Source organism: Sphingomonas corticis, assembly GCF_012035195.1.
GTDB lineage: Bacteria > Pseudomonadota > Alphaproteobacteria > Sphingomonadales > Sphingomonadaceae > Sphingomonas > Sphingomonas corticis.
The window spans coordinates 118343-139040 of record NZ_JAAVJH010000003.1 but is presented as its reverse complement, the minus strand read 5'-3'; the positions used below and the strand labels follow the sequence as shown (position 1 = coordinate 139040).

Genomic DNA, 20698 nt, shown 5'->3' with positions numbered 1-20698 from the left:
AAAGGGGAACCGGAAGGGGCGGTGCCGGGTGGCGCCGCCCCTTTTCGCATCAGGCGACCGGCAGCCACTCGGCGAGGATCGTATTGACCGCCTCGGGCGCTTCCTGCTGCACCCAGTGCGACACGCCCGGCAGGCGGCGGATGGTGAGGTCGCCGACCAGCGCCTCCGTGCCATCCAGCGTCTCCAGCCCCAGCGCCGTGTCCTCCTCCCCCCAGACGATCAGCGTCGGCACGTCCACCCTGCCGCCGTTCGCCAGCTTCATGCGGTCGCGATGGCGCGCGGCGGCGCGGTACCAGTTGACCATGGCGGTCATCGCGCCAGGGCGCTGCGCGGCGCGGGCGTAAACGTCGAGCACGTCGTCGCCGAAGCGCGACTTGTCCACCGCCATCCCGCGGAACGCGCCGCGGATCGCGGCCGCCTCGTTTGCCAGCATCGCGCGTTCAGGCAGCCAAGGGAGCTGGAAGAACGCCATGTACCAGCTGCGCCGCCGCTGCGGCCAATGCTTCAGCGCGGCGGCGAAGCGCATCGGATGGGGCAGGTTCATGACGACCAGCCGCTCGACCGGGCGCACGCGGTTGATCGCGAACATCCACGCGATCGCCCCGCCCCAATCGTGCGCGACGAGGGTGAGCTTCGCCGCGCCGCTGGCGTCGAACAGCGCGGCGGCATCCGCGACGATCCGGTCCGCGCTGTAATTCTCCACTCCCTCGGGCCGGGAGGACGCGCCATAGCCACGCTGGTTGGGCGCCCACACGCGATAGCCCTTGGCTGCCAGCAGCGGCATCTGCTCGCGCCAGGAGAAGTTCAGTTCGGGAAAGCCGTGGAGGCACAGCGCGAGATGGTCGCCCTCTCCCGCTTCCGCCACCTCGAACGACAGGCCGTTCGCCGCCACCTCGCGCACGCGGATGCCGCTCGCCGGATCGGGCGTCCAGCTCGGCGTCATGCCACTTTCCGGCTGAGCTGGATGGAGGGGATCACGCCGGCGTAATTGGAAACGTCCGCCTGGACCTCGGCCGCGCGCGGGTGCGCCATCGACTGCTGGAACGCTTCCATGCTGGCGAACTCGACCTGGGCGATCGTTGCAAAGGCAGGGTCGCCCGACAGGCCCGCCAGCGCGTGGTGGACGGTGACGCCCGTCACCGCATCGCCCCACACCTCGCGGATCAGCGGCACGTGCGTGGACGCGAAATACCCTTCGTCGAACGGCTTGTCCGCATCGTAGGGATAGACCACCGTCATCGTCACCATCACGCCACTCCCTCCATCGCGCGCAGCAGGTTGGGCTGCCCGGTCCAGGCGGTCATCCCGCCGTCCGCCACCAGCACCGCGCCGGTGACGTAGCTGGCCGCGTCGCTCGCGAGGAAGGCGATCGCCGCCGCCATCTCCTCCGCCGTGCCCGCGCGCCCCATCGGCACCGCATCGTGCCATCGCTCGCCGAGGCCCGGCACCGCGGCGGCCCCGGCCGTCAGGGGCGTGTCGATCAGCCCCGGGCACAGCGCGTTGGCGCGCACCCCGTCGCGCGCGTGGTCCAGGGCCAGCGTGCGCGTGTAGTTGACGAGCCCCGCCTTCGCCGCGGCATAGGCGCCGAAGCCGTAGTCGCCGGCGAGACCCGAGATCGAGGCGGTGTTCACGATCGCGCCGCGCCCCGCGATCAGGTGCGGCAGTGCGGCGCGGCAGGCGTAGAACACCGCGTGGAGGTCGATCGCGATCACCCGCTCCCACGCCGCGGGATCCATGTCCGGCGTGCGACCGAAGCTGCCGATCCCGGCGTTGTTGACCAGGATATCGAGCCCCCCGTGCGCCGCCACCGCCGCGTCGACCAGCGCCTCCACCGCGGCGCGGTCCGCCACGTCCAGCGCGTGCGCGGTGCCGCCGATCTCCGCCGCCAGCGCCCAGGCGCGATCCCCGTCGAGGTCGGCCACCATCACGCGCGCACCCTCGCGCGCCAGCAGCCGGGTGGTCGCCGCGCCGATGCCCGACGCGCCACCGGTGACGATCGCCACCTTCCCCTCGAACCGCATCATGCCGGCCCTCTCCTCGCGTCGCAGTTGATTCGCCGTCGCGCGCCGTGCATCATAACTTTCGTTATGGCCGCGCGGCAAGACGGGGCCGGGAGAGGACATATGCGGGCGTGCATCATCGGCGCGGGCTGTTCGGGCTTCACCACTGCCAAGCGGCTGAAGGACGAGGGGATCGCCTTCGACTGCTTCGAGATGTCTGACGACGTCGGCGGCAACTGGTATTACCGCAACCCCAACGGCCGCTCCGCCTGCTACCAGAGCCTTCACATCGACACATCGAAGTGGCGGCTGGCGTTCGAGGATTATCCGGTTCCGGCCGAGTGGCCCGACTTTCCCAGCCACGCCCAGCTGATCGAGTATTTCCGCGGCTACGTCGACCACTTCGGCCTGCGCGAGCACATCACCTTCGACACGGAGGTGACGCACGCGGTGCGGCGTGCGGGCGGCGGATGGGACGTGACGCTGTCCAGCGGGGAGACGCGCGCGTACGACGTGCTGTTCGTGTGCAACGGCCACCATTGGGATCCGAAGATCCCCGATTACCCCGGCCGCTTCGACGGCGCGCACTTCCACGCGCACGATTACCGCACCCCCTATGATCCCGTCGACCTGCGCGGGAAGACCGTGGTGGTCGTCGGCATGGGCAACAGCGCGATGGATATCGCCAGCGAGCTGTCGCAACGCCACGTCGCATCGAAGCTGTTCGTCGCCGCACGGCGCGGGGTGTGGGTGCTGCCGAAGATGGTCGCGGGACGCCCGCTCGACAAATCGGCGATGCCGGCGTGGATGCCGCGCCGGCTGGGCAAGGCGCTGGCGCGGCGCGCGGTGCGACGGATGGTCGGGCGGATGGAGGATTACGGCCTGCCCGCGCCCGACCACGAGCCGCTGGACGCGCACCCGTCGGTCTCCGGCGAGTTCCTGACGCGCGCCAGCTGCGGCGACATCCGCTTCAAGCCGAACATCGCGCGGCTGGAGGGCGGCAACGTCCGCTTCGACGACGACAGCGTCGAGGCGGTGGACGCGATCGTCTACGCCACCGGCTATCGCATCAGCTTCCCCTTCTTCGACGATCCGGCGCTGCGTCCCGGCGCGGACAACCGCTTCCCGCTGTTCAAGCGGATGCTGATCCCCGGGGTGGACGACCTGTTCTTCATGGGCCTGGCGCAGGCGTTGCCGACGCTCGTCAACTTCGCCGAGCAGCAGGCGAAGCTTGCCGCCGCATACCTCGCCGGCCGCTATGCGCTGCCGGGCGCGGACGAGATGCGCCGCATCACCGCCGCGGACGAGGAGGCGGAGCTCGGCGGCTACTACCCGTCGACGCGGCACACCATCCAGGTCGATTTCACCCGCTACGTCGCCGACCTGAAGCGCGAGATCGCGCGCGGCGTTGGCCGGGCGCGGAAGATGGCGGCGTGATGCAGGAGAACGAGATCGCCGCGCTGGTCGAACCGGTCGCGCGGCTGCTGGCGGACCGCTGCGCCGAAGCGGACGTGCGCCGCATCATGGCGAGCGAGACGGGCCACGACGCCGACCTGTGGCGCGCGCTCGCCGGGCTGGGCGTGACCGGGCTGACGGTGGACGAGGCGGCGGGCGGGCTGGGCCTGGGCGCGGTGGAGCTGGAGCGCGTGCTGGAGGTGGCGGGCGCGGCGCTGCTGCCTGCGCCGCTGCTGTCCGGCGCGGTCGCCGCCGCCGCGCTGGCGGGCACGGGCGAGCCGCTGCTGGCGGCGCTGGCGGCGGGCGAGCGGGTGGCGGCGGTCGCCTTCGCCGGCGCGCTCGACTGGAGCGGCGGCGACGTGCGCGTCGCCGGCGCGCGCGCGACCGGCACGGCGCGGTTCGTGCCCGACGCGGCGGTGGCGGACGCGATCCTGCTCGTGACCGGAGACGGCGTGTTCCTCTCCGAGCCGGCGCGGGTCGTGCCGCTACCCGTCTTCGATCGCACCCGGCGGCTGGCCGACGTCGCCTTCGACGCGCCGGCGCGGCAGGTCGCGGACGCGGCCGCCGCGGCAAGGGCGCGCGACGTGGCGCTGGTCGCGCTGGCCGGCGAGCAGGCGGGGGCGGCGCAACGATTGCTGGAGATGACGGTCGACTATGCGCGCGAGCGGCACCAGTTCGGCCGCGCGATCGGTAGCTTCCAGGCGGTGAAGCACATGGCCGCCGACCTGCTGCTGGAAAGCGAGAGCGCCACCAGCGCGGCACGCGACGCGGCGCGTCAGGTGGACGAGGGCGCGCCCGGCGGGGAAGCGGCGGTGGCGCTCGCCGCCTTCGCCTGTGCCGACGCCTTCGTGCGCGTCGCGGCGGACTCGATCCAGATGCACGGCGGCATCGCCTTCACCTGGGAGCACCCGGCGCACCTGTACCTGCGGCGCGCGCGATCGGGCGCGCAATTGTACGGCGATAGCGATTGGTGGCGCGAGCGATACCTCAGCGCGCTGGAGGAGCAGGCATGACCGACGAGCAGCTGACCGCTGAGGTCGAGGCGTGGCTGGCCGCGCATTGGACGGGGGCGGAGCCGCATCACGAGAGCTTCGGCCGCGATCCGCGCAGCGTCTGGCTGGCGGAGGTGCGCGACGCCGGCTGGGCGGTGCCGCGCTGGCCCGCGGCATGGCACGGGCGCGACCTGTCCGACGCGCAAGGACGGCTGGTGGAGGCCGCCTTCGCCCGCGCCGGCGCGCCGGGGGCCGGGCAGGACCGCACCAACCTGTGGGCGAACACCGCCTTGGCGCATGCGACGGGCGAGTTCCGCCGCACCATCGTCGCGCAGCTGCTGGCGGGGGAGGTCGGCATGTGCCTGCTCTACTCGGAGCCGGGCGCGGGCAGCGACCTCGCCGCGGTACGCACGCGCGCGGACAAAGTGGAGGGCGGCTGGCGCGTCACCGGGCAGAAGGTGTGGACCTCGGGCGCGGCGGTCGCCGACTATGGCATGCTGATCGCGCGTACCGACTGGGACGTGCCCAAGCACCGCGGCATCAGCTTCTTCTTCCTGCCGATGAAGCAGGACGGCGTGACCGTCCGCCCGCTGCACCAGATCACCGGCGAGGCGCACTTCAACGAGGTGTTCATCGACGGCGCCTTCGTGCCCGAGGACCATCTGCTCGGCCCGCTGAACGGCGGGTGGAGCGTGCTGCAGACCGCGCTCGCGTACGAACGGTCGGTGATGGGCGACCGCGCGCGCGGTCCGCGGTCTGGCGCGGGCGGGGCGAAGGGCGACCTGGCGTTGCTGGCCCTGGCGCGCGAGGCCGGCCGGCTGGACGAGCCGGTGGTGCGCCAGCAGGTGGCGCAGGCGATCGCCTGGCGCGCGCTGAACGCGCTCAACACGCGGCGGGCGAAGGCGGAACTGGCGCAGGGCAGCTCCTCGGCGATCATGTCGCTCGGCAAGCTGGCGATGAGCCGCATCCTGCACGAGGAGGCGCGAGTGAGGACGATGCTGCTGCGCGCCGGCAGCCTGCTGGAGGGACCCGAGCACCCGCGCGCGGAGGACGCGAACTTCCTGGCGCTGAACGCCTATTTCACGTCGATCGGCGGCGGCACCGACCAGATCCAGCGCAACATCATCGGCGAGCGCGTGCTGGGCCTGCCCAAGGAGCCGGAGGTGGACCGGACGGTGCCGTTCCGCGAGGTGAAGGCGGGATGAAGGCTGGGTGAGGCAGGCAACAACCCGATCCACGCGGCCGGATCACCCATGTCGCCTCCCCCCCCCCCCCCCGGTGAACGCCGGGGTTTAGTCGGGAACGTCGTGGTGACGAAGCGCAACGCTTTTCGCGATCGTCCCCCAACTGGACACCGGCCCTTTCCCGGGAGGCGCCTCAGATCAAGGGGTGGCGTCTAGTACACCACCACGCTGCGGATGCTCTCGCCCGCGTGCATCAGGTCGAACCCCTTGTTGATCTCGTCCAGCGTGAGCCGATGGGTAATCATGGGGTCGATCTCGATCATCCCGTCCATGTACCAGTCGACGATCTTGGGCACGTCCGTCCGCCCGCGCGCGCCGCCGAACGCGGTGCCGCGCCAGTTGCGGCCGGTGACGAGCTGGAACGGCCGCGTGCTGATCTCCCTGCCCGCCTCCGCCACGCCGATCACCACGCTGGTGCCCCAGCCGCGGTGGCAGCATTCCAGCGCCTGGCGCATCACGTCGGTGTTGCCGGTACAGTCGAAGCTGTAGTCCGCGCCGCCGTCCGTCAGCTGGACGATGTGCGCCACGATGTCGGCCACGTTCCGCGGATTGGCGAAATGCGTCATGCCGAAGCGGCGGCCCCATTCCTCGCGATCGCCGTTGATGTCGACGCCGACGATCATCTTCGCGCCCGCCAGCTTCGCGCCCTGGATGACGTTGAGGCCGATGCCGCCGAGGCCGAAGACGACCACCACGTCGCCCGGCTGCACCTTCGCCGTGTTCACCACCGCGCCCACGCCGGTCGTCACGCCGCAGCCGATGTAGCAGCTGGTGTCGAACGGCGCGTCGGCGCGGATCTTGGCCACCGCGATCTCGGGCAGGACGGTGAAGTTCGAGAAGGTGGAACAGCCCATGTAGTGGAAGATCGGCTGCCCCCGGTAGCTGAAGCGGGTGGTGCCGTCGGGCATCAGGCCCTTCCCCTGCGTCGCGCGGATCGCGGTGCACAGGTTGGTCTTCTGCGACAGGCACGACTTACACTGCCGGCATTCGGGCGTGTAGAGCGGGATGACGTGGTCGCCCGGCGCCACGCTGGTGACGCCAGCGCCCACCTCGCGCACCACGCCGGCCCCTTCGTGGCCGAGCACGGAAGGGAACAGCCCCTCGCTGTCGAGGCCATCGAGCGTATAGGCGTCGGTGTGGCAGATGCCGGTCGCCATGATCTCGACCAGCACCTCGCCCGCCCTCGGACCGTCGAGGTCGAGTTCGACGATCTCCAGCGGCTTCTTCGCCTCGAACGCGACGGCGGCTCTCGTCTTCATGCGCGATCTCCTTCGACGCGCCGGTTACGGCCTCGCCCCCGTACCGGCAAGGTAGCGGGCGATGGGATCGATCATCTCCTCGGGTATGCGGCGCGCGATGACGGGCATCACCTCCTGCGGCTTGCGCGCGTCGACCACTTCCTTCTCGCCGCGCCAGTCGCGCAGCCGCTGCGCGAGATAGGCGGGCCGCTGCCCCGCCAGCACCGGCGCGCGCTTGCCCGGCGCGTGGCAGGAGGTGCAGGCGGGCAGCTGGATCGCGGCGTCGCCGCGCGTCACCAGCGCGGCGGCGCGCGGGCCGCCGGCGGGAGCGGCACCGAGCCCGGGCGCAAGTCCGGGCATCGCGGCGAAGTGCCGCGCCAGCGCCTCGCGCTCCGCCGCGGTCAGCCGGGCGGCCGCGTTCTGCATCACCGCGCTGGACCGGCGGCCGGCGGCATAGTCCGCCAGCGCGCGGGCGAGATAGGCCGGATCCTGCCCGCCGAGGACGGGGATGTCGCGCTGCCCGCGCCCGCGCCCGTCGTTGCCGTGGCAGGCGACGCAGCCTTCCATCGTGCCGCCCGCGATGCCCTTCGCGCCGACCGTCCCCGCGCCGGTCGCCATGCCCGATAGCGCGCGATAGCCCGCCGCATCCAGCCGCGGCAGCAGACGCACGAAGGCGACCATGCGCCGCACCTCGTCCCCGCGCGGGTGCGCGCTGCCCCAGGCGGGCATGCCCGTCATCTTCACGCCGTGCGTCAGGATGTAGTGCAGCTCTCGATCGGAATATTTGCCGGGGTCGAGCCGCGTCAGGTCGGGCGCGGGCGGCATCGCCTTCTGCATCACCGGCGAGGGACGGACGCCGGGCGCGCCGTGGCAGCTGGAACAGGCGGCGGCGAAATGCCCCGCGGCGCTGACAAGGTCGCCGTCGCGGGCGACCGGCGAGGTCTCGCCTTCGAGAAAGGCATGGGTGCGCACCGAATTGCGCATCGTCCAGTGCAGGAACCAGTCGGTCACCGCCCAATGGCCCGACGATGCGGCGACGGTGATGACGCCGGAGAAGGAGACGAGCAGCGCCGCCGCCACCGCACCCACCAGCGCCAGCACGATGCGCATCCACGTGATCCGGATCGTCATGCCGCGCGCATCCTCAACAGCGTGCCGAGCATCCACAGCCCGCCCAGGCAGTAGCTGGCGCCGCCGACGATCAGCATGACCACGCCGCCCAGCTGCTGGTCGGCCAGCGCGTCCAGCCCCGGGGCGGGATGCATCGCCATCATCGCGTAGAGCGGCCGTGGCGCCAGCGCGATCAGCGCACCCAGCAGCGTCATGTGCATCGACGTCAGCAGCAGCGCCGCCACCCCCTCCCCCGGTCGCGCCAGCGCCGCGCGCCACAGCGCGACGCCGACGGCGAGGAACAGCGCCTGCTCCGCCAGCGCGACGGCGGCGGACGTGTCGGCGAGGTGACGCAGGGCGGGAAGGTGGAAGGACCAGACGATCGCGAATTCGATCATGGCGAACAGCAACGGCGAGCGCGCCGGGCGCGAGGCGGGAAACGCGAGGGCGATCACCGGCGCCGCCATTGCCACCGCCGCCATGTGCGCCGCCATGTGCCCGGTCATGCCCAGCCCGGCGAAGGCCAGCGCCGTCGCCGCCAGCGCGAGGAGGACGCCCGCCGCGGTCACCGGCAGTCCGTCAGCATCAGCGCCGGCGCCGCGGTGAAGGCGACGCCCACCGCGCTCAGCGCCGCCAGCAGCAGCGTCGCCACCGCCAGGAAGCGGGTGCGGTCCGTGTCGGTGCTCTGGTCGTGCGGCGGCGGGTCGCCGGGGCGGCGCGCCTGCACCCAGGCGATCACGCCGGAGGCGAGGATGACCGCGATCGCAGCGGCGGTGCCGGCGACGAAGGCGGTGGGAAAGCGCGGGAAGCCGCCCATCTTCGCGCAGCTGATCGCCACCCACAGGTAGCAGAACAGGAAATGCACCGCCCATACCGTCGGCGGGACGATCAGCGTCCACAAGGTGACGCGCAGTTCGAGGATGCGCGCGCGCAGCCCGTGGTGGAGGCGGCCGGGCGTCTCCTCGCTCATGCCAGCCCCGGGAACAGGCCGATCGTCAGGTAGGTGACGATCGCGGTGATGGCCAGGAAATGGTGGTAGACGGTGATGTTGCGCACGTCGGCGTCGTGGCGCGGCGTGGTGCGACCGGCCAGGCTGCGCGCGAGCGCATAGAGCTGACAGATCGCGCCGACGCCCGAATGCGCGCTTGTCCAGATCGCGAGCGTCCACACGATGGCGGGATAGACGTGGAGCTTGGGCTCCAGCCCCGTCGTCCACGGCCCCGCCAGCCCCGCGCCCACCGCCGCCAGCGACAGCAGCGCCCCCGCCGCCAGCAGCGCGCGCGCCGCGGAAACGCCGCCGCGTGCGTGCACCTCGCGCGCGGCCACCGTCGCGGCCCAGCTCGCCAGCGAGACGCCGAGCGCCACCATCGGCCAGAACGCGCCCGGCCCGTCCATCCCGACGCCCGACGGCGGAAAGTCTTCGTGCCGCGTCCAGAAGAAGAAATAACCGAAGACCAGGCCGGAGAAGGCGGTGGCGTCCGCCATCATCGTGATGAACATGGCCCACCAGCCGCTGGCGGAGGGCCCGGACAGGTACAGCGGCAGCGTCATGCCGTGGCCGATCGGCTTCTCGTCCTTCTCCGGTATCTCCGCGGTGCCGCTCCACAGCCACCACAGCACCATCGCCAGCGTCGCCACCGCGCCGACCAGCGACCACCAGTAGAGGTGATAGGTCGTCAGGATGAACACGCTGCCCAGCGCCACCGCGGTCGCCATCGGCTTCCACGACGGGCCGCCCAGCCGCAGCACCTGCAAGGGCCGCGCGTCCAGCACCGTCGTCACGATCGTCTCGCGCCGCCCCTCCTCCGCGTCGGGCAGGAAGAAGCGGCCCTCGTCCACCTTGCGGACGAAATCCTTCTGGTCCCAGATCGGGTAGCGGCTCTCGATCAGCGGCACGGAGCGGATGCCCCAATCCTCGTCGTCGGGATGCGCCAGCCATTCGAGCGTGCCCGCGGCCCACGGATTGCGCTCCGCCTTCGCGCGCCGCGGGCTGAGCGCGAGGTCGATGCAGACCAGCAGCACGCCGGCGGCGAAGACATAGGCGCCGATCGTCGAGGCGAGATTGAAGCCGTCGACGCCCAGCTCGCTCGGATAGGTGAACACGCGCCGCGGCATCCCCATCAGCCCGCTGAAATGCATGGGAAAGAAGGTGAGGTTCGCGCCGGCGAACAGGAACCAGAAGGCGGTGCGCCCGATCCGGTCGGACAGCTTCTTTCCCGTGATGAGCGGCCAGTAATAATACAGGCCGCCGAACAGCGGGATCAGCGTGCCGCCGATCAGCACGTAGTGGAGGTGCGCGACGACGAAATAGGTATCGTGCGCCTGCCAGTCGAACGGCGCGATCGCCACCATCACGCCGGTCAGCCCGCCGATGACGAAGATCGCGATCGACCCCACCGCGTAGAGCAGCGGCACCGACCAGACGACGCGGCCCGCCCACAGCGTCGCGATGAAGGCGAAAATCTGGATGCCGGTGGGGATCGCCACGGCTTCGGACGCGGCGGAGAAGAAGGCCAGGCTGATCTTCGGCAGGCCCGTCGTGAACATGTGGTGCACCCACAGGCCGAACGATAGGAACGCCGTCCCCACCGCCGCCAGCACGATCCACGGATAGCCGAGCAGGTGACGCCGCGCGAACGTCGGCACGATCATCGCGAACAGCGCGATCGAGGGCAGGAAGACGATGTAGACCTCGGGATGGCCGAAGATCCAGAACAGGTGCTGCCACAGGATCGGGTCGCCGCCCTTCGCAGGATCGAAGAACGACCAGCCGAGCAGCCGCTCCAGCTCGAACAGGATGTCGCCCGCGATCAGCGGCGGGAAGGCGAACAGGATCATCACCGCCACGACCAGGATGTACCAGGCGTAGAGCGGCATCAGATTGAGCCGCATTCCCGGCGGACGGCACTTCAGCACGCCGACGATCAGCTCCACCGCCGCCGCGACCGACGACACCTCGATGAAGGAGAGGCCGAGCATCCAGATATCGGCGCCCAGGCCCGACAGGTCGGTGCGCGTCGTGAACGGCGGGTACATGAACCAGCCGCCGTCGGGCGCGGCGTTGAAGAAGATCGAGCCCGAGACGAACACGCCGCCGATCAGGAACGACCAATAGCCGAAGGCGGAGAGCCGCGGGAACGGCAGGTCGCGCGCGCCCAGCAGCTGCGGCAGGAGGATGATCGACACCGCCTCGAACATCGGGACGGCGAACAGGAACATCATCATCGAGCCGTGGAGCGTGAACAGCTGGTTGAAGCCGTTCGCGCTGACCAGGTCGTTGTCGGGCACGGCGAGCTGCGTGCGCATGATGAGCGCCAGCACGCCGGCGAACAGCATGAAGCCGAACGCGGTCAGCGTGTACCACACGCCGACGCGGTTGTTGTTCGTGTCCGTCCAGCGCAGGAAAAGGCCCTGCGGCGGCTTCCACGTGGCGCGCAGCCGCTCTTCCTGCGCGGCGCGCAGCTGCGGATCGTCCTGCGCGTGGAGGCTCATTTCAGCGTCTCCAGCCAGCGCGCGATCGCCACGGCGTCCGCGTCGGTCATGTCGTCGTAGGCGGGCATGCGCGCGCCGGGCTTCACGTCCGGCGCGGCGCGGGTGAAGCGGATCAGGTTGGCGCGCGTCATCGGCCGGATGCCCGCGCCCAGCGTGGCGCGCGCGGCGAGGTGCGAGAGGTCCGGCCCGATCTGCCCCGCGAAGCGCGTGCCGGCGACGCGGTGGCAGGCGGCACAGCCGTGCGCGTCGAACGCGCGCATCCCCGCGTCGGCCACCACCGCCGGGGGGGCGCGGCGCGCCGCGAGCCACGCATCGAAGGCGGCGGGCTCCATCGCGACGACGTCGAACGCCATCAGCGCGTGACTCAACCCGCAGAACTCCGCGCACTGCCCGCGGAACCGCCCCGCCCGCGTGGCGCGCACCACCAGCCGGTTGGTCCGCCCGGGCACCATGTCGACCTTGCCCGCGAGGCCGGGGATCCAGAAACTGTGCAGCACGTCGCCGGCGGCGAGGTCGAAGACGGTGGTGCGGCCCACCGGCACGCGCACCTCGTTGGCGGTCTCCACCGCCGCGGCGCCCGCGGGCTGGTAGCGCACGCGCCACCAGAATTGCTCCCCCGTCACGCGCACGCGCAGGTCGCCCGCCTCCGCGCGGATCGGGCGCATCGCCGGCAGCGTCGTCACCAGCAGCGCGAAGAGGACGATCGTGGGCACCAGGCCGCCCGCGATCATCAGCAGCCGCCGGCCGCCGCGATCGCCGATCGCACCCTCGGGCGAGCGGATCGCGACGACGAACATGGCGGCGACGACGGCGGCGATGACGACCGCGCCACCGACCATCCACCACGTCAGCCGCGCGAGATATTCCGCCTCCGCGCCGAACGTCGCGAAGGCGGACTGCGGTCCCGCTTTCACGACGAAGCCCGATCCGAATGAAAAACGTCCCCCACGAACACCGGAAAGTTTCGCAAGCGCTACGGTTCCCGCAGCAATGAAATGACGCGGTTCAGCGCAGCAGACGGGCGACCCGGCTGGCCAGTTCCTCCACCGCGAACGGCTTGGTCAGCACTTCCATCCCCGGCTCGATATGGCCGTGGTTCAGCACCGCATTCTCCGCGTAGCCGGTGATGAACAGCACCTTCAGCCCCGGACGCATCGCGCGCGCCGCGTCGGCCACCTGCCGCCCGTTCAGCCCGCCCGGCAGCCCGACGTCGGTGATGACGAGGTCGACGCCCTCCGCCGCCTCCAGCAGCCGCAGCCCGCTCGGCCCGTCCGCCGCCTCGATGCAGGCATAGCCGCGGTCGGCCAGCGCATCGACCACCAGCATCCTGACGGTCGGCTCGTCGTCCACGACCAGGATCGTGCCGTGCCGCTCCTCCCCCTCCACCAGCGGCAGCGTGCCGACGTCCGCCGCCTCGTCCTCCGCACCCAAGTGGCGGGGCAGGTAGATGCAGACGGTGGTGCCCTGCCCCAGTTCCGAATAGAGCCGGACATGGCCGTGGCTCTGCCGCGCGAACCCGTAGACCATCGAGAGGCCAAGGCCGGTGCCCTCGCCGATCGGCTTGGTCGTGAAGAAGGGGTCGAAGACGCGATCGATCACGTCCTTGGCGATGCCCGTGCCGGTGTCGCTGACGGAAACGGTGACGTACTGCCCGGGATCCAGCCCGCGCTCCGCCGCGGTGCGCGCGTCCATCCACTTGTTTCCGGTCTCTATCGTGATGCGCCCGCCGTGCGGCATCGCGTCGCGCGCGTTGATGCACAGGTTGAGGATCGCGTTCTCCAGCTGGTTGGCATCCACCAGCGCCGTCCACAGCCCCGCGGAGGCGACCGTCTCCACCTCGAACTGCGGCCCCACGGTGCGGCGTACCAGCTCGACCAGGTCGGGCAGGAGGCGGTTGATGACGGTGGCGGTGGGCGACAGCGTCTGCCGGCGCGAGAAGGCGAGCAGACGGTGCGTCAGCGCGGCGGCGCGGCGGGTGGCACCCTGCGCGGCGGCGAGGTAGCGCTCCACATCGGCGCCGCGCCCCTGCGCCATGCGCACACCGATCATCTCCAGCGCGCCGGAGATGCCGGCCAGCAGATTGTTGAAATCGTGCGCCAGCCCGCCGGTCAGCTGCCCCACCGCCTCCATCTTCTGCGCCTGGCGCAGCGCCTCCTCGGCCTCCGCCAGCCGCGCCTGCTCGGCGAGGCGATCGATGACGTCGTAGACGAACTGATAGGCGCCGGTCTGTCGCCCGCTGTCGTCGCGCAGGACGTTGAACCGCATCTCGTAGGTGCGGCGCTCGCGCGCCTCGTCGCCGAAAGTGGCGGTGGCGACGAACGCCTCCCCCGCCAGCGCGCGGTTCCACACCGCCGCGACCTGTGCGGCATGGTCCGGCCGGTCCGCGAGCAGGTCCAGCGCGCGCAGGCCCACCGCCGGCCGGATGCCGAAGATCCGCTCCAGCTCCGCCGCCGCGGCGCGGTTGATGGCCAGCCAGCGGCCGTCCATGTCGATCACCTGGACGAAGGCATCGGTGCCCTCCACCAGCTCGGCCAGCAGCCGCCGCTCCGCCAGCGCCGCCGCCACCCGCGCCTCCAGCGCCTCCTCCGCCCGGCGGCGCTCGGTCACGTCCTTGAACAAGACGGCGACCAGCCGGTCCTCGAACGGCCCGATGCGGAAGGCGGACAGGTCGAGGAAGCGCCCCGTCGCCACCAGTTCCTGCTCGAACCGGATCGACCGGCCGGTGCGCAGCACCTCGCCGTAGCGCGCGACCCAGGCGTCCGCCTCGTCCGGCACCATCTCGCGCAGGCGCTGGCCCACCACGTTCGGGATCCCCGCATTGGCGGCATAGGCGGCATTCGCCTCGACGTGCACATAGTCGCTGAGCGGACCGTGCGGCCCGTCGAGGAAGCGGATGATGCAGAACCCCTCGTCCATCGCGTCGAACAGCGCCCGATATCGGTCGAACCTGGGCAGCGGGGCGTCCGTGCCGCGCGCGGCCGGGGGCGAGTCGTGCGGCGGGGTCATCGCGCCCGTGTCGGCGCGCGACTGACTCAAATCAAGCGCGGATCAGACGAAGCCCAGGTTGCGCGCGGAGGCATCGTAATTGCCGATGTTGGGCAGCACGGTGGCCATCTCCCCTGCGGAGACGCCGAACCAGCTGGCCAGCGTGGCGGCATATTGGTCCACCGCGATCGTCGGCAGCAGCCGCCCCTGTCCCACGTCGTCCGCGGTGCCGTTGCCGATCGCCGGGGGCGTGCCGTAGAAACGCCGGCCCTTCACCGCGCCGCCGACGACGAAGTGCATCGAACCCCAGCCGTGGTCCGATCCGTCGTCGTTGGACACGAGCGTGCGGCCGAAATCGGAGGCGGTGAAGGCCGTCACCTTGTCGGCGACGCCCAGCGCCTCGGTGGTGTCGTGGAAGGCGCGGATCGCATCGGCGACGCGGCCCATCAGCACCGGGTGCTGCGTCGCCAGCTTGTCGTGCAGGTCGAACCCGCCCATCGACACGAAGAACACCTGCCGCCTGGCACCCAGCGCGGAGGAGACGGAGATCATCCGCGCCACCATCTTCAGCTGGTCGGCCAGCGCGTTGCCCGACGGGAACAGCGTGAACTGGCTCGCCGGCGCGGACGACAGCGCGCTCGCCATCGTGGCATAGGTGTCCAGCGCGCGTTTCGACAGCGTGGCGTGCTCCGCCGCCATCAGGTGCGCGGGCGGCGTCGTCATCAGCGACTTGAGCGCCTGCTGCGCCGCGCCCGAGGAGTAGAGCGTGGACGCGTTGTTCAACAGCGCCACGGGGCCGCCGGTGCCGGTAGCGTATTGGATCGCCTGTCGCCCGGTCAGGTATACCGCATTGCCGCTGGCGTTGATGCAGGTGAGCGTCGCGTTGCCGTTGCCGTTCTGGAAGACGTCGCCGATGCGCCCGCCCCAGCCCGACGTCGCACCTTCCGGCTGCGAGGCCATGAAGTAGCTCTGCTGGTCGTTGTGGCTGAACAGCTTGGGCGGCAGCTTCACCGATCTGGCCTGGTATTGCGCCTTCGTCGTCGGCTGCACCAGCGTGCCGACGTTCAGCACCGCCGCCACGCGGCCCGCGTCGAACAGCGGCTTCAGCGACGCCATCGTGGGCGCCAGCGCATATTGCCGCCCGTCGGGCAGCGCGACGGCGGGCGACAGCGCGGTGGCGGCCAGCGCGTCGCGGCCCAGCGCGATGTTCTGCCGCGCGCGCTGATACAGGTCGTAGCTGCCCTGGTCGTAGGGGACGAGCGTGTTGGCATAGTCCATGCCGCCGTACAGGAAGACGCAGACCAGCGCCTTGTAGTCGCTGGCGGTCGCCGCCGCGGCCTCGCCGATCGCGCCCAGGCTGGTGACGAACGGCGCGGCGACCCCGGCCATGCCGAGCGCGGCCGAGCGTTGCAGGAAGGCGCGGCGGGACTGATCGTGCTGGAACTGGCTCATGTCGATTCCCGGGTTCACTTCAGCGTCAGAAAGTCAGGCGCGGCGAGCGTCAGCAGGACGGCGATGCCGACGCGGTTGATCGGGCCGTTGGCGGCGGTGGTGGACACGCTGTCCACCGCGCCCTGGATGGTCTGCACCGCGGCGGCGGAGAGCTGTCCGGCGGCGAGCAGCAGATTGGCCTCCGCCACCAGCGCGGCGCTGTCGCCCGCCTTCGCGAGCATCGCGGCATAATCCGCCTTCGCGTCGCCGGCGCCCATGCCGACGAGGATCTGCATGTAGTTGACGTAGCCGACCACCGACTGCTCGTTCGCCAGCTGGAACTCGGGCGCGACCATGCCGGCGTCGGACAGGCGCGTCGCCGGCGGCACGTAGCCGGGGCGGAAGAAGTTGAAGACGCTGCCGCTGCGTCCGGGCGACTGGCCCAGCCGGTTGGTGACCGCGGAGGTGTCGCCGAACGCCCAGGCGTTCGAGGGCGAGGACACCTTGAACGCGCGCGCCCAGGCGGTCAGCCGCATGATCGGCTCGCGCAGCTTGCCCGCGGTGGTGCTGGCCGGCACCGCGGCCCCGCGCGCCTCCGCGTCGAGCAGGATCGCGCGGACCACCGCCTTCAGGTCGCCGCGCACACCCGCCCCATTGTCGGCGAACACCGCGGCCACGCGCGCGACATAGGCGGGCGACGGGTTGGAAGTGACCAGCTTCTGGATCAGCTGCTTCGACACGAACGGCGGCACGTTGGGATGCGCGAAGATGGTGTCGAGCGCGCTGCGGATCGCCGCCATCCCCTCGCCCGACACGGTGGTGCCGAGGAAACTGGACGGCGCCGCCTCGTGCCAGGAGGCGTTCATCACCAGCGGCATCCGCGTCCGTTCGGGCGTGCTGCTGTCGCTCGACGCCCAGTTCAGCCCGGTGAACACCCGCGCCAGGCCGGACACGTCGGCGCTGCCGTACGTTTCCAGCGCGACGCCGCCCGACATCTTCACCGTGCCGTCCATGTTCAGCTGCTGCAGGCCGATGGTGAACAGCTGCAGAAGCTCGCGCGCGTAATTCTCGTCGGGCATCGCGCCCGTCGTCGCGTTCGCCTTGCGGTTGCCCATGAACGTCAGGAACGTGGCCATCGCGGGGCTGAGCGTCACCGCCTCCAGCACGTCGCGATAATTGCCGAACGCCTTGTCCAGCAGCATGTCGACATAGGCCGCCATGGCGAATTGGCGGAAATTGCCCCCGATGCCCGCGACGCCGACGACCAGGATCTCCAGCAGCGCCATGCCCACGCGCTGGCGCAGCTGCGCCGGATCGGCGATCAGCTGCCGCCACATCGTCGCGTCGAAACCCGCCTCGTTGTACTGGTTGCCGATGACGTTGAAGCCGCCCGCGACCAGCCAGTCCCAATGCGAGGTGTCGCGTGGCGTGGCGAACTGCTCGTCCAGCCAGGCGGCATAGCCCTTGGCCATCACCGCATCGATCTGCTCGCGCGTGGCGCCCATCGTCGCCTGGTGGAGGAAGCGGCTCGCCTCCGCCGCGGTCGGCTTGGCCTCCACGACGACGATCGGCGTGGACGGTGCGGGCGCCGGCGCCGCGGCAACCGGCTGATCGCCGCCGCCACCCGCGCTCTCGCCACCGCACGCGGCGAGGAACAGCGCCGCGCCGATCGCGCCCGCGTTCCTGTTCCGGCCCTCCGCGGGCGGGGCGCACGGCTCCGCCGCCGCGCGAGGCAGCGTCTCTTCCTCGTCGAACACTGTCGTCATCCCACGATCGCGCCCGGCCAAGCGCCGCCGCCTTCGGTGGACCTGCATTAGCGCAGCTGTAGTTAATGGGCCGTTGCGACAGGCTCGTTGACCGTTCGCTAACCATCAATTCCGCGCCGGATGGACAGGCGCGGGGCGTTCGGACATCCTCCCGCCGACAGGAAGCGAAGGGGAGAGGGCATGATCGATCTCGCGGCGATCCGCACGCTGGCCGACATTCCGGCGACGCAGGCGCGCGTTCGCGGCGCGGCCGTCGCGGTTTCCTTCGAGGGGCGCGACACCAGCTACGCGGCGCTCGACGCGGCCAGCAACCGCGTGGCGCACGCGCTGCGCGCCGCCGGCGTCGTCGCGGGCGATCGCGTCGGCGTGCTCAGCAAGAATCACGACGGCTGGTACCCGCTGTTCTTCGGCGCCGCGCTGGCACGCGCGTGCCTGGCGCCGATCAACTGCCGCCTGACCGCGCGCGAAGTGGGCTTCATCCTCTCCGACGCCGCGCCGCGCCTGCTGTTCGTTGGTGCCGACTTCTTCGACACGGCGCTCTCGGCGATCGCCGACCTCGCGTCACCGCCGCGGCTGGTGGCGCTGTACGGCGCGCATCCCGCGTTCGAACGGCTCGACGCCTTCCTGGCGGACGCACCCGCGACCGCGCCGGCCGAGGCGCCGCGGCTGGAAGACGACGTGCTCCAGCTCTACACCAGCGGCACCACCGGGCTGCCCAAGGGCGTGGTGCTGACCAACTGGACCTATCGCCGCTTCCTCGAACTGGCGACGCAGGTGGAGGGCTTCGCCTGCGCGGCAGGGGACGCGGTGCTGACGGTGATGCCGCTGTTCCATGTGGCGGGCACCAACCTGTCGTTCACCGGGCTGGCGCAGGGCGGACGCATCGTGCTGGTGAAGGATTTCGCGCCGGCGGAGGCGATCGCGACGATGCAGCGCGAGCGGGTGGCGCAGACGTTTCTCGCGCCCGCGCTGATCGGCATGATGCTGCAATCACCCGCGATCGAGGGCGCGTCCTTCCCGGCGCTGCGGACCATCTCGTACGGCGCCTCGCCGATCGCGGAGGCGACGCTGCGGCGCGCGCGCGCGGCCTTCGGCTGCGGCTTCGTGCAATTCTACGGCATGACCGAATCGGCGGGCGCGGGCAGCACGCTATCGCCGGGCGACCACGACTCGCCGGGCGCGCTCACCTCGTGCGGGAAGCCGTGGCCGGGCGTGGAGATGGCCATCCTCGACATGGACGGGCAGTTCCTCGCCGACGGCGAGATCGGCGAGATCGCGATCCGCGGCGACATCATGATGAAGGGTTATTGGAACCGGCCCGAGGCGACCGCGGAGACGCTGGCGGGCGGGTGGCTGCGCACCGGCGACGCGGGCTATCGCGACGCCGCCGGGCTGTTCCACGTCCACGACCGGATCAAGGACATGATCGTGTCCGGCGGAGAGAACGTCTACCCGGCCGAGGTGGAGAACGCCATCGCGGGCTGCCCCGGCGTCGTCGACGTGGCCGTGATCGGCGTGCCCGACCCGCGCTGGGGCGAGGCGGTGAAGGCGCTGATCGTCCCCGCGGCGGGAGAGCCGCCGCACGCCGACGCGGTCATCGCCTGGGCGCGCGAGCGGATCGCCGGGTACAAAGCTCCAAAGTCGGTGGACTTCGTCGCGGCGCTGCCGCGCAACCCGTCGGGCAAGGTGCTGCGCCGCGAACTGCGCGCGCCCTATTGGGCAGGACACGGCCGCGCCGTGGGGTGAGGCGTGCCTATTCGTGCCGAAGCGCGTCGATGGGATTGAGGCCCGCCGCCCGCCGCGCCGGAAAATAGCCGAAGACGACGCCGATCGCCGCGGAGATGGCGAAGGCGATCACGTTGATCTCCGGCACGAAGAGGAACGGCAATCCGCCCGCCCAGGACAAGGCGCCGATCGCCGCCTGCGCCACCAGCAGCCCGATTAGCCCGCCCAGCATCGACAGCACCACCGCCTCGACGAGAAATTGCAGCAGCACTTCGCGCGCCACCGCGCCGATGGCGAGGCGGATGCCGATCTCGCGCGTGCGCTCGGTCACGCTGACCAGCATGATGTTCATGATGCCGATCCCGCCGACCAGCAGGCTGATCCCCGCCACCGCCGTCACGATGCGCGTCAGCAGCGTGGTGGTGCTCGAGAGCGTGTCGCTGATCTGCTTGGTGTCGAAGACGAAGAAATTGTCGTCCTGCCCCGGCTCCAGCCGCCGCCGCTCGCGCAGCAGGTCCTTCAGCGACGCCTGGATCGCCGCGCTGGAATAGCGCTGATCGGTGCCCACCAGCAGCAGCCGCACGTCGCGATTGCCGACGAAGCGGCGCTGCACCGCCTTGATGGGCATGATGACCACGTCGTCCTGATCGCCGCCGAACCCCGCCTGCCCGCGCGTCGTCAGCACGCCGATCACGTCGCAGCTGATGTTGCCGACGCGGATCCGCTGCCCCACCGCCTCTCCGCCGCGGAACAGGTTGGTACGCACGGTATTGCCGATGATGCACACCGCCTTGCCCGCCTGCTCCTCCGCCGGGTTCCAGTAGCGGCCCGACGCGAGCGGCCAGGGTTGCACGGTGAAGGCGTCGTTGGTCGTCCCCTGAACCGTGGTGGACCAGTTCGCGCCCTCGTAGATCGCGGTCGCGGTCGCCTGCGCCTGGGGCGCGACCGCGGTGACGCCCGCCACCTGCGCGGCGATGGCGGGGCCGTCGCTCTCGTCGAAGTCGGGCGGGCGCGGCCCCCCGCCCCCACGGCCGAAGCCCTGGCCGGGCCGCACCTGAAGGATGTTCGTTCCCAGCGCGGAGATGTTCTGCTGCACCTGCGCGGTCGTCGCCTTGCCCAGCGTCACCATCGTCACCACCGCGCCGACGCCGATGATGATGCCCAGGATCGTCAGGAACGAGCGCAGCTTGTGCCGCGCGATCGAGCGCAGCGCGAGGAGGAAGGTGGTGCCTAGCATTCTCCACCTCCACCTTCGTCCTC

17 protein-coding genes are annotated in these 20698 nt (G+C 71.1%); 4 read left to right on the top strand and 13 right to left on the bottom strand.

Annotation, left to right across the window (positions count from 1 at the left end; all coding sequences use genetic code 11):
- Nucleotides 1-49 precede the first annotated feature (49 nt).
- Genes HBH26_RS05735 through budC form a run of 3 tightly spaced genes read right to left on the bottom strand, consistent with a single transcriptional unit; the run spans nt 50 to nt 2024 of the window.
- Nucleotides 50-943: an alpha/beta fold hydrolase gene (locus HBH26_RS05735; protein ID WP_168133654.1), complete on the bottom strand. Its 894-nt coding sequence runs from the start codon at nt 941-943 to the stop codon at nt 50-52.
- Nucleotides 940-1248, bottom strand: a complete 309-nt coding sequence (locus HBH26_RS05730) for an EthD family reductase (protein WP_168133653.1) — start codon at nt 1246-1248, stop codon at nt 940-942. Before HBH26_RS05730 ends, HBH26_RS05735 begins: the two co-directional genes overlap by 4 nt.
- Nucleotides 1248-2024 (bottom strand): meso-2,3-butanediol dehydrogenase, encoded by a 777-nt coding sequence (gene budC, locus HBH26_RS05725; protein ID WP_209308356.1) that lies wholly within the window; start codon nt 2022-2024, stop codon nt 1248-1250. Before budC ends, HBH26_RS05730 begins: the two co-directional genes overlap by 1 nt.
- A 99-nt stretch (nt 2025-2123) precedes the next feature.
- Here budC and HBH26_RS05720 point away from each other — a divergent pair, with 99 nt between their 5' ends.
- The 3 genes from HBH26_RS05720 to HBH26_RS05710 are packed head-to-tail and all read left to right on the top strand — an operon-like array spanning nt 2124 to nt 5652.
- Entirely contained in the window at nt 2124-3437 is a 1314-nt protein-coding gene (locus HBH26_RS05720; protein WP_168133652.1) for a flavin-containing monooxygenase, read from the top strand.
- Nucleotides 3437-4468: an acyl-CoA dehydrogenase family protein gene (locus tag HBH26_RS05715; RefSeq protein ID WP_168133651.1), complete on the top strand. Its 1032-nt coding sequence runs from the start codon at nt 3437-3439 to the stop codon at nt 4466-4468. The genes HBH26_RS05720 and HBH26_RS05715 overlap by 1 nt, the downstream gene beginning before the upstream one ends.
- Entirely contained in the window at nt 4465-5652 is a 1188-nt protein-coding gene (locus HBH26_RS05710; RefSeq protein ID WP_168133650.1) for an acyl-CoA dehydrogenase family protein, read from the top strand. Before HBH26_RS05715 ends, HBH26_RS05710 begins: the two co-directional genes overlap by 4 nt.
- Nucleotides 5653-5843: 191 nt before the next feature.
- Here the strand turns inward: HBH26_RS05710 and HBH26_RS05705 are convergent, their stop codons facing one another.
- The 9 genes from HBH26_RS05705 to HBH26_RS05665 all read right to left on the bottom strand — a co-directional run bounded on the left by HBH26_RS05705 (nt 5844) and on the right by HBH26_RS05665 (nt 17713).
- Nucleotides 5844-6950, bottom strand: a complete 1107-nt coding sequence (locus tag HBH26_RS05705; protein ID WP_168133649.1) for an S-(hydroxymethyl)glutathione dehydrogenase/class III alcohol dehydrogenase — start codon at nt 6948-6950, stop codon at nt 5844-5846.
- A 24-nt stretch (nt 6951-6974) separates the two neighbouring features.
- Nucleotides 6975-8060, bottom strand: a complete 1086-nt coding sequence (locus HBH26_RS05700) for a c-type cytochrome (protein WP_168133648.1) — start codon at nt 8058-8060, stop codon at nt 6975-6977.
- Nucleotides 8057-8608 carry a cytochrome c oxidase assembly protein gene (locus HBH26_RS05695; RefSeq protein ID WP_338057257.1) on the bottom strand — a complete coding sequence of 184 codons (552 nt, stop codon included), beginning with the start codon at nt 8606-8608 and terminating at the stop codon, nt 8057-8059. Before HBH26_RS05695 ends, HBH26_RS05700 begins: the two co-directional genes overlap by 4 nt.
- On the bottom strand, nt 8605-9009 hold the full coding sequence (locus tag HBH26_RS05690; protein ID WP_168133647.1) for a hypothetical protein: 405 nt from the start codon (nt 9007-9009) through the stop codon (nt 8605-8607). The genes HBH26_RS05695 and HBH26_RS05690 overlap by 4 nt, the downstream gene beginning before the upstream one ends.
- Complete coding sequence (gene ctaD / locus HBH26_RS05685; RefSeq protein ID WP_168133646.1) at nt 9006-11531, bottom strand: cytochrome c oxidase subunit I; 2526 nt, start codon at nt 11529-11531, stop codon at nt 9006-9008. Before ctaD ends, HBH26_RS05690 begins: the two co-directional genes overlap by 4 nt.
- Complete coding sequence (coxB, locus tag HBH26_RS21150) at nt 11528-12445, bottom strand: cytochrome c oxidase subunit II (RefSeq protein WP_338057256.1); 918 nt, start codon at nt 12443-12445, stop codon at nt 11528-11530. Before coxB ends, ctaD begins: the two co-directional genes overlap by 4 nt.
- A gap of 91 nt (nt 12446-12536) precedes the next feature.
- A complete protein-coding gene (locus tag HBH26_RS05675) occupies nt 12537-14537 on the bottom strand; it encodes an ATP-binding protein (protein WP_168133645.1) in 2001 nt (666 codons plus the stop codon).
- 42 nt (nt 14538-14579) lie between these two features.
- Nucleotides 14580-15968 (bottom strand): DUF1501 domain-containing protein, encoded by a 1389-nt coding sequence (locus tag HBH26_RS05670; RefSeq protein WP_168133644.1) that lies wholly within the window; start codon nt 15966-15968, stop codon nt 14580-14582.
- 14 nt (nt 15969-15982) lie between these two features.
- Nucleotides 15983-17713 (bottom strand): DUF1800 domain-containing protein, encoded by a 1731-nt coding sequence (locus HBH26_RS05665; protein ID WP_239024598.1) that lies wholly within the window; start codon nt 17711-17713, stop codon nt 15983-15985.
- Between the two features lie 180 nt (nt 17714-17893).
- On the opposite strand from HBH26_RS05665, the gene HBH26_RS05660 reads away from it, so the two are divergent.
- Nucleotides 17894-19459, top strand: coding sequence for a long-chain-fatty-acid--CoA ligase (locus HBH26_RS05660; protein WP_168133642.1), 1566 nt, complete (start codon nt 17894-17896; stop codon nt 19457-19459).
- Nucleotides 19460-19466: 7 nt separating this feature from the next.
- Here the strand turns inward: HBH26_RS05660 and HBH26_RS05655 are convergent, their stop codons facing one another.
- Entirely contained in the window at nt 19467-20675 is a 1209-nt protein-coding gene (locus HBH26_RS05655; RefSeq protein ID WP_168133641.1) for an ABC transporter permease, read from the bottom strand.
- Nucleotides 20676-20698: the final 23 nt, after the last annotated feature.

Bases quoted from the DNA above. Each gene is read 5' to 3' on its own strand.
- HBH26_RS05730 (WP_168133653.1), bottom strand. From the start codon at position 1,248: ATGGTGACGATGACGGTGGTCTATCCCTACGATGCGGACAAGCCGTTC.
- ctaD (WP_168133646.1), bottom strand. From the start codon at position 11,531: ATGAGCCTCCACGCGCAGGACGATCCGCAGCTGCGCGCCGCGCAGGAA.
- HBH26_RS05700 (WP_168133648.1), bottom strand. From the start codon at position 8,060: ATGACGATCCGGATCACGTGGATGCGCATCGTGCTGGCGCTGGTGGGT.
- HBH26_RS05735 (WP_168133654.1), bottom strand. From the start codon at position 943: ATGACGCCGAGCTGGACGCCCGATCCGGCGAGCGGCATCCGCGTGCGC.
- HBH26_RS05665 (WP_239024598.1), bottom strand. From the start codon at position 17,713: ATGACGACAGTGTTCGACGAGGAAGAGACGCTGCCTCGCGCGGCGGCG.
- HBH26_RS05655 (WP_168133641.1), bottom strand. From the start codon at position 20,675: ATGCTAGGCACCACCTTCCTCCTCGCGCTGCGCTCGATCGCGCGGCAC.
- budC (WP_209308356.1), bottom strand. From the start codon at position 2,024: ATGATGCGGTTCGAGGGGAAGGTGGCGATCGTCACCGGTGGCGCGTCG.
- HBH26_RS05675 (WP_168133645.1), bottom strand. From the start codon at position 14,537: ATGACCCCGCCGCACGACTCGCCCCCGGCCGCGCGCGGCACGGACGCC.
- HBH26_RS05715 (WP_168133651.1), top strand. From the start codon at position 3,437: ATGCAGGAGAACGAGATCGCCGCGCTGGTCGAACCGGTCGCGCGGCTG.
- HBH26_RS05690 (WP_168133647.1), bottom strand. From the start codon at position 9,009: ATGAGCGAGGAGACGCCCGGCCGCCTCCACCACGGGCTGCGCGCGCGC.
- HBH26_RS05670 (WP_168133644.1), bottom strand. From the start codon at position 15,968: ATGAGCCAGTTCCAGCACGATCAGTCCCGCCGCGCCTTCCTGCAACGC.
- HBH26_RS05710 (WP_168133650.1), top strand. From the start codon at position 4,465: ATGACCGACGAGCAGCTGACCGCTGAGGTCGAGGCGTGGCTGGCCGCG.
- HBH26_RS05705 (WP_168133649.1), bottom strand. From the start codon at position 6,950: ATGAAGACGAGAGCCGCCGTCGCGTTCGAGGCGAAGAAGCCGCTGGAG.
- HBH26_RS05660 (WP_168133642.1), top strand. From the start codon at position 17,894: ATGATCGATCTCGCGGCGATCCGCACGCTGGCCGACATTCCGGCGACG.
- HBH26_RS05720 (WP_168133652.1), top strand. From the start codon at position 2,124: ATGCGGGCGTGCATCATCGGCGCGGGCTGTTCGGGCTTCACCACTGCC.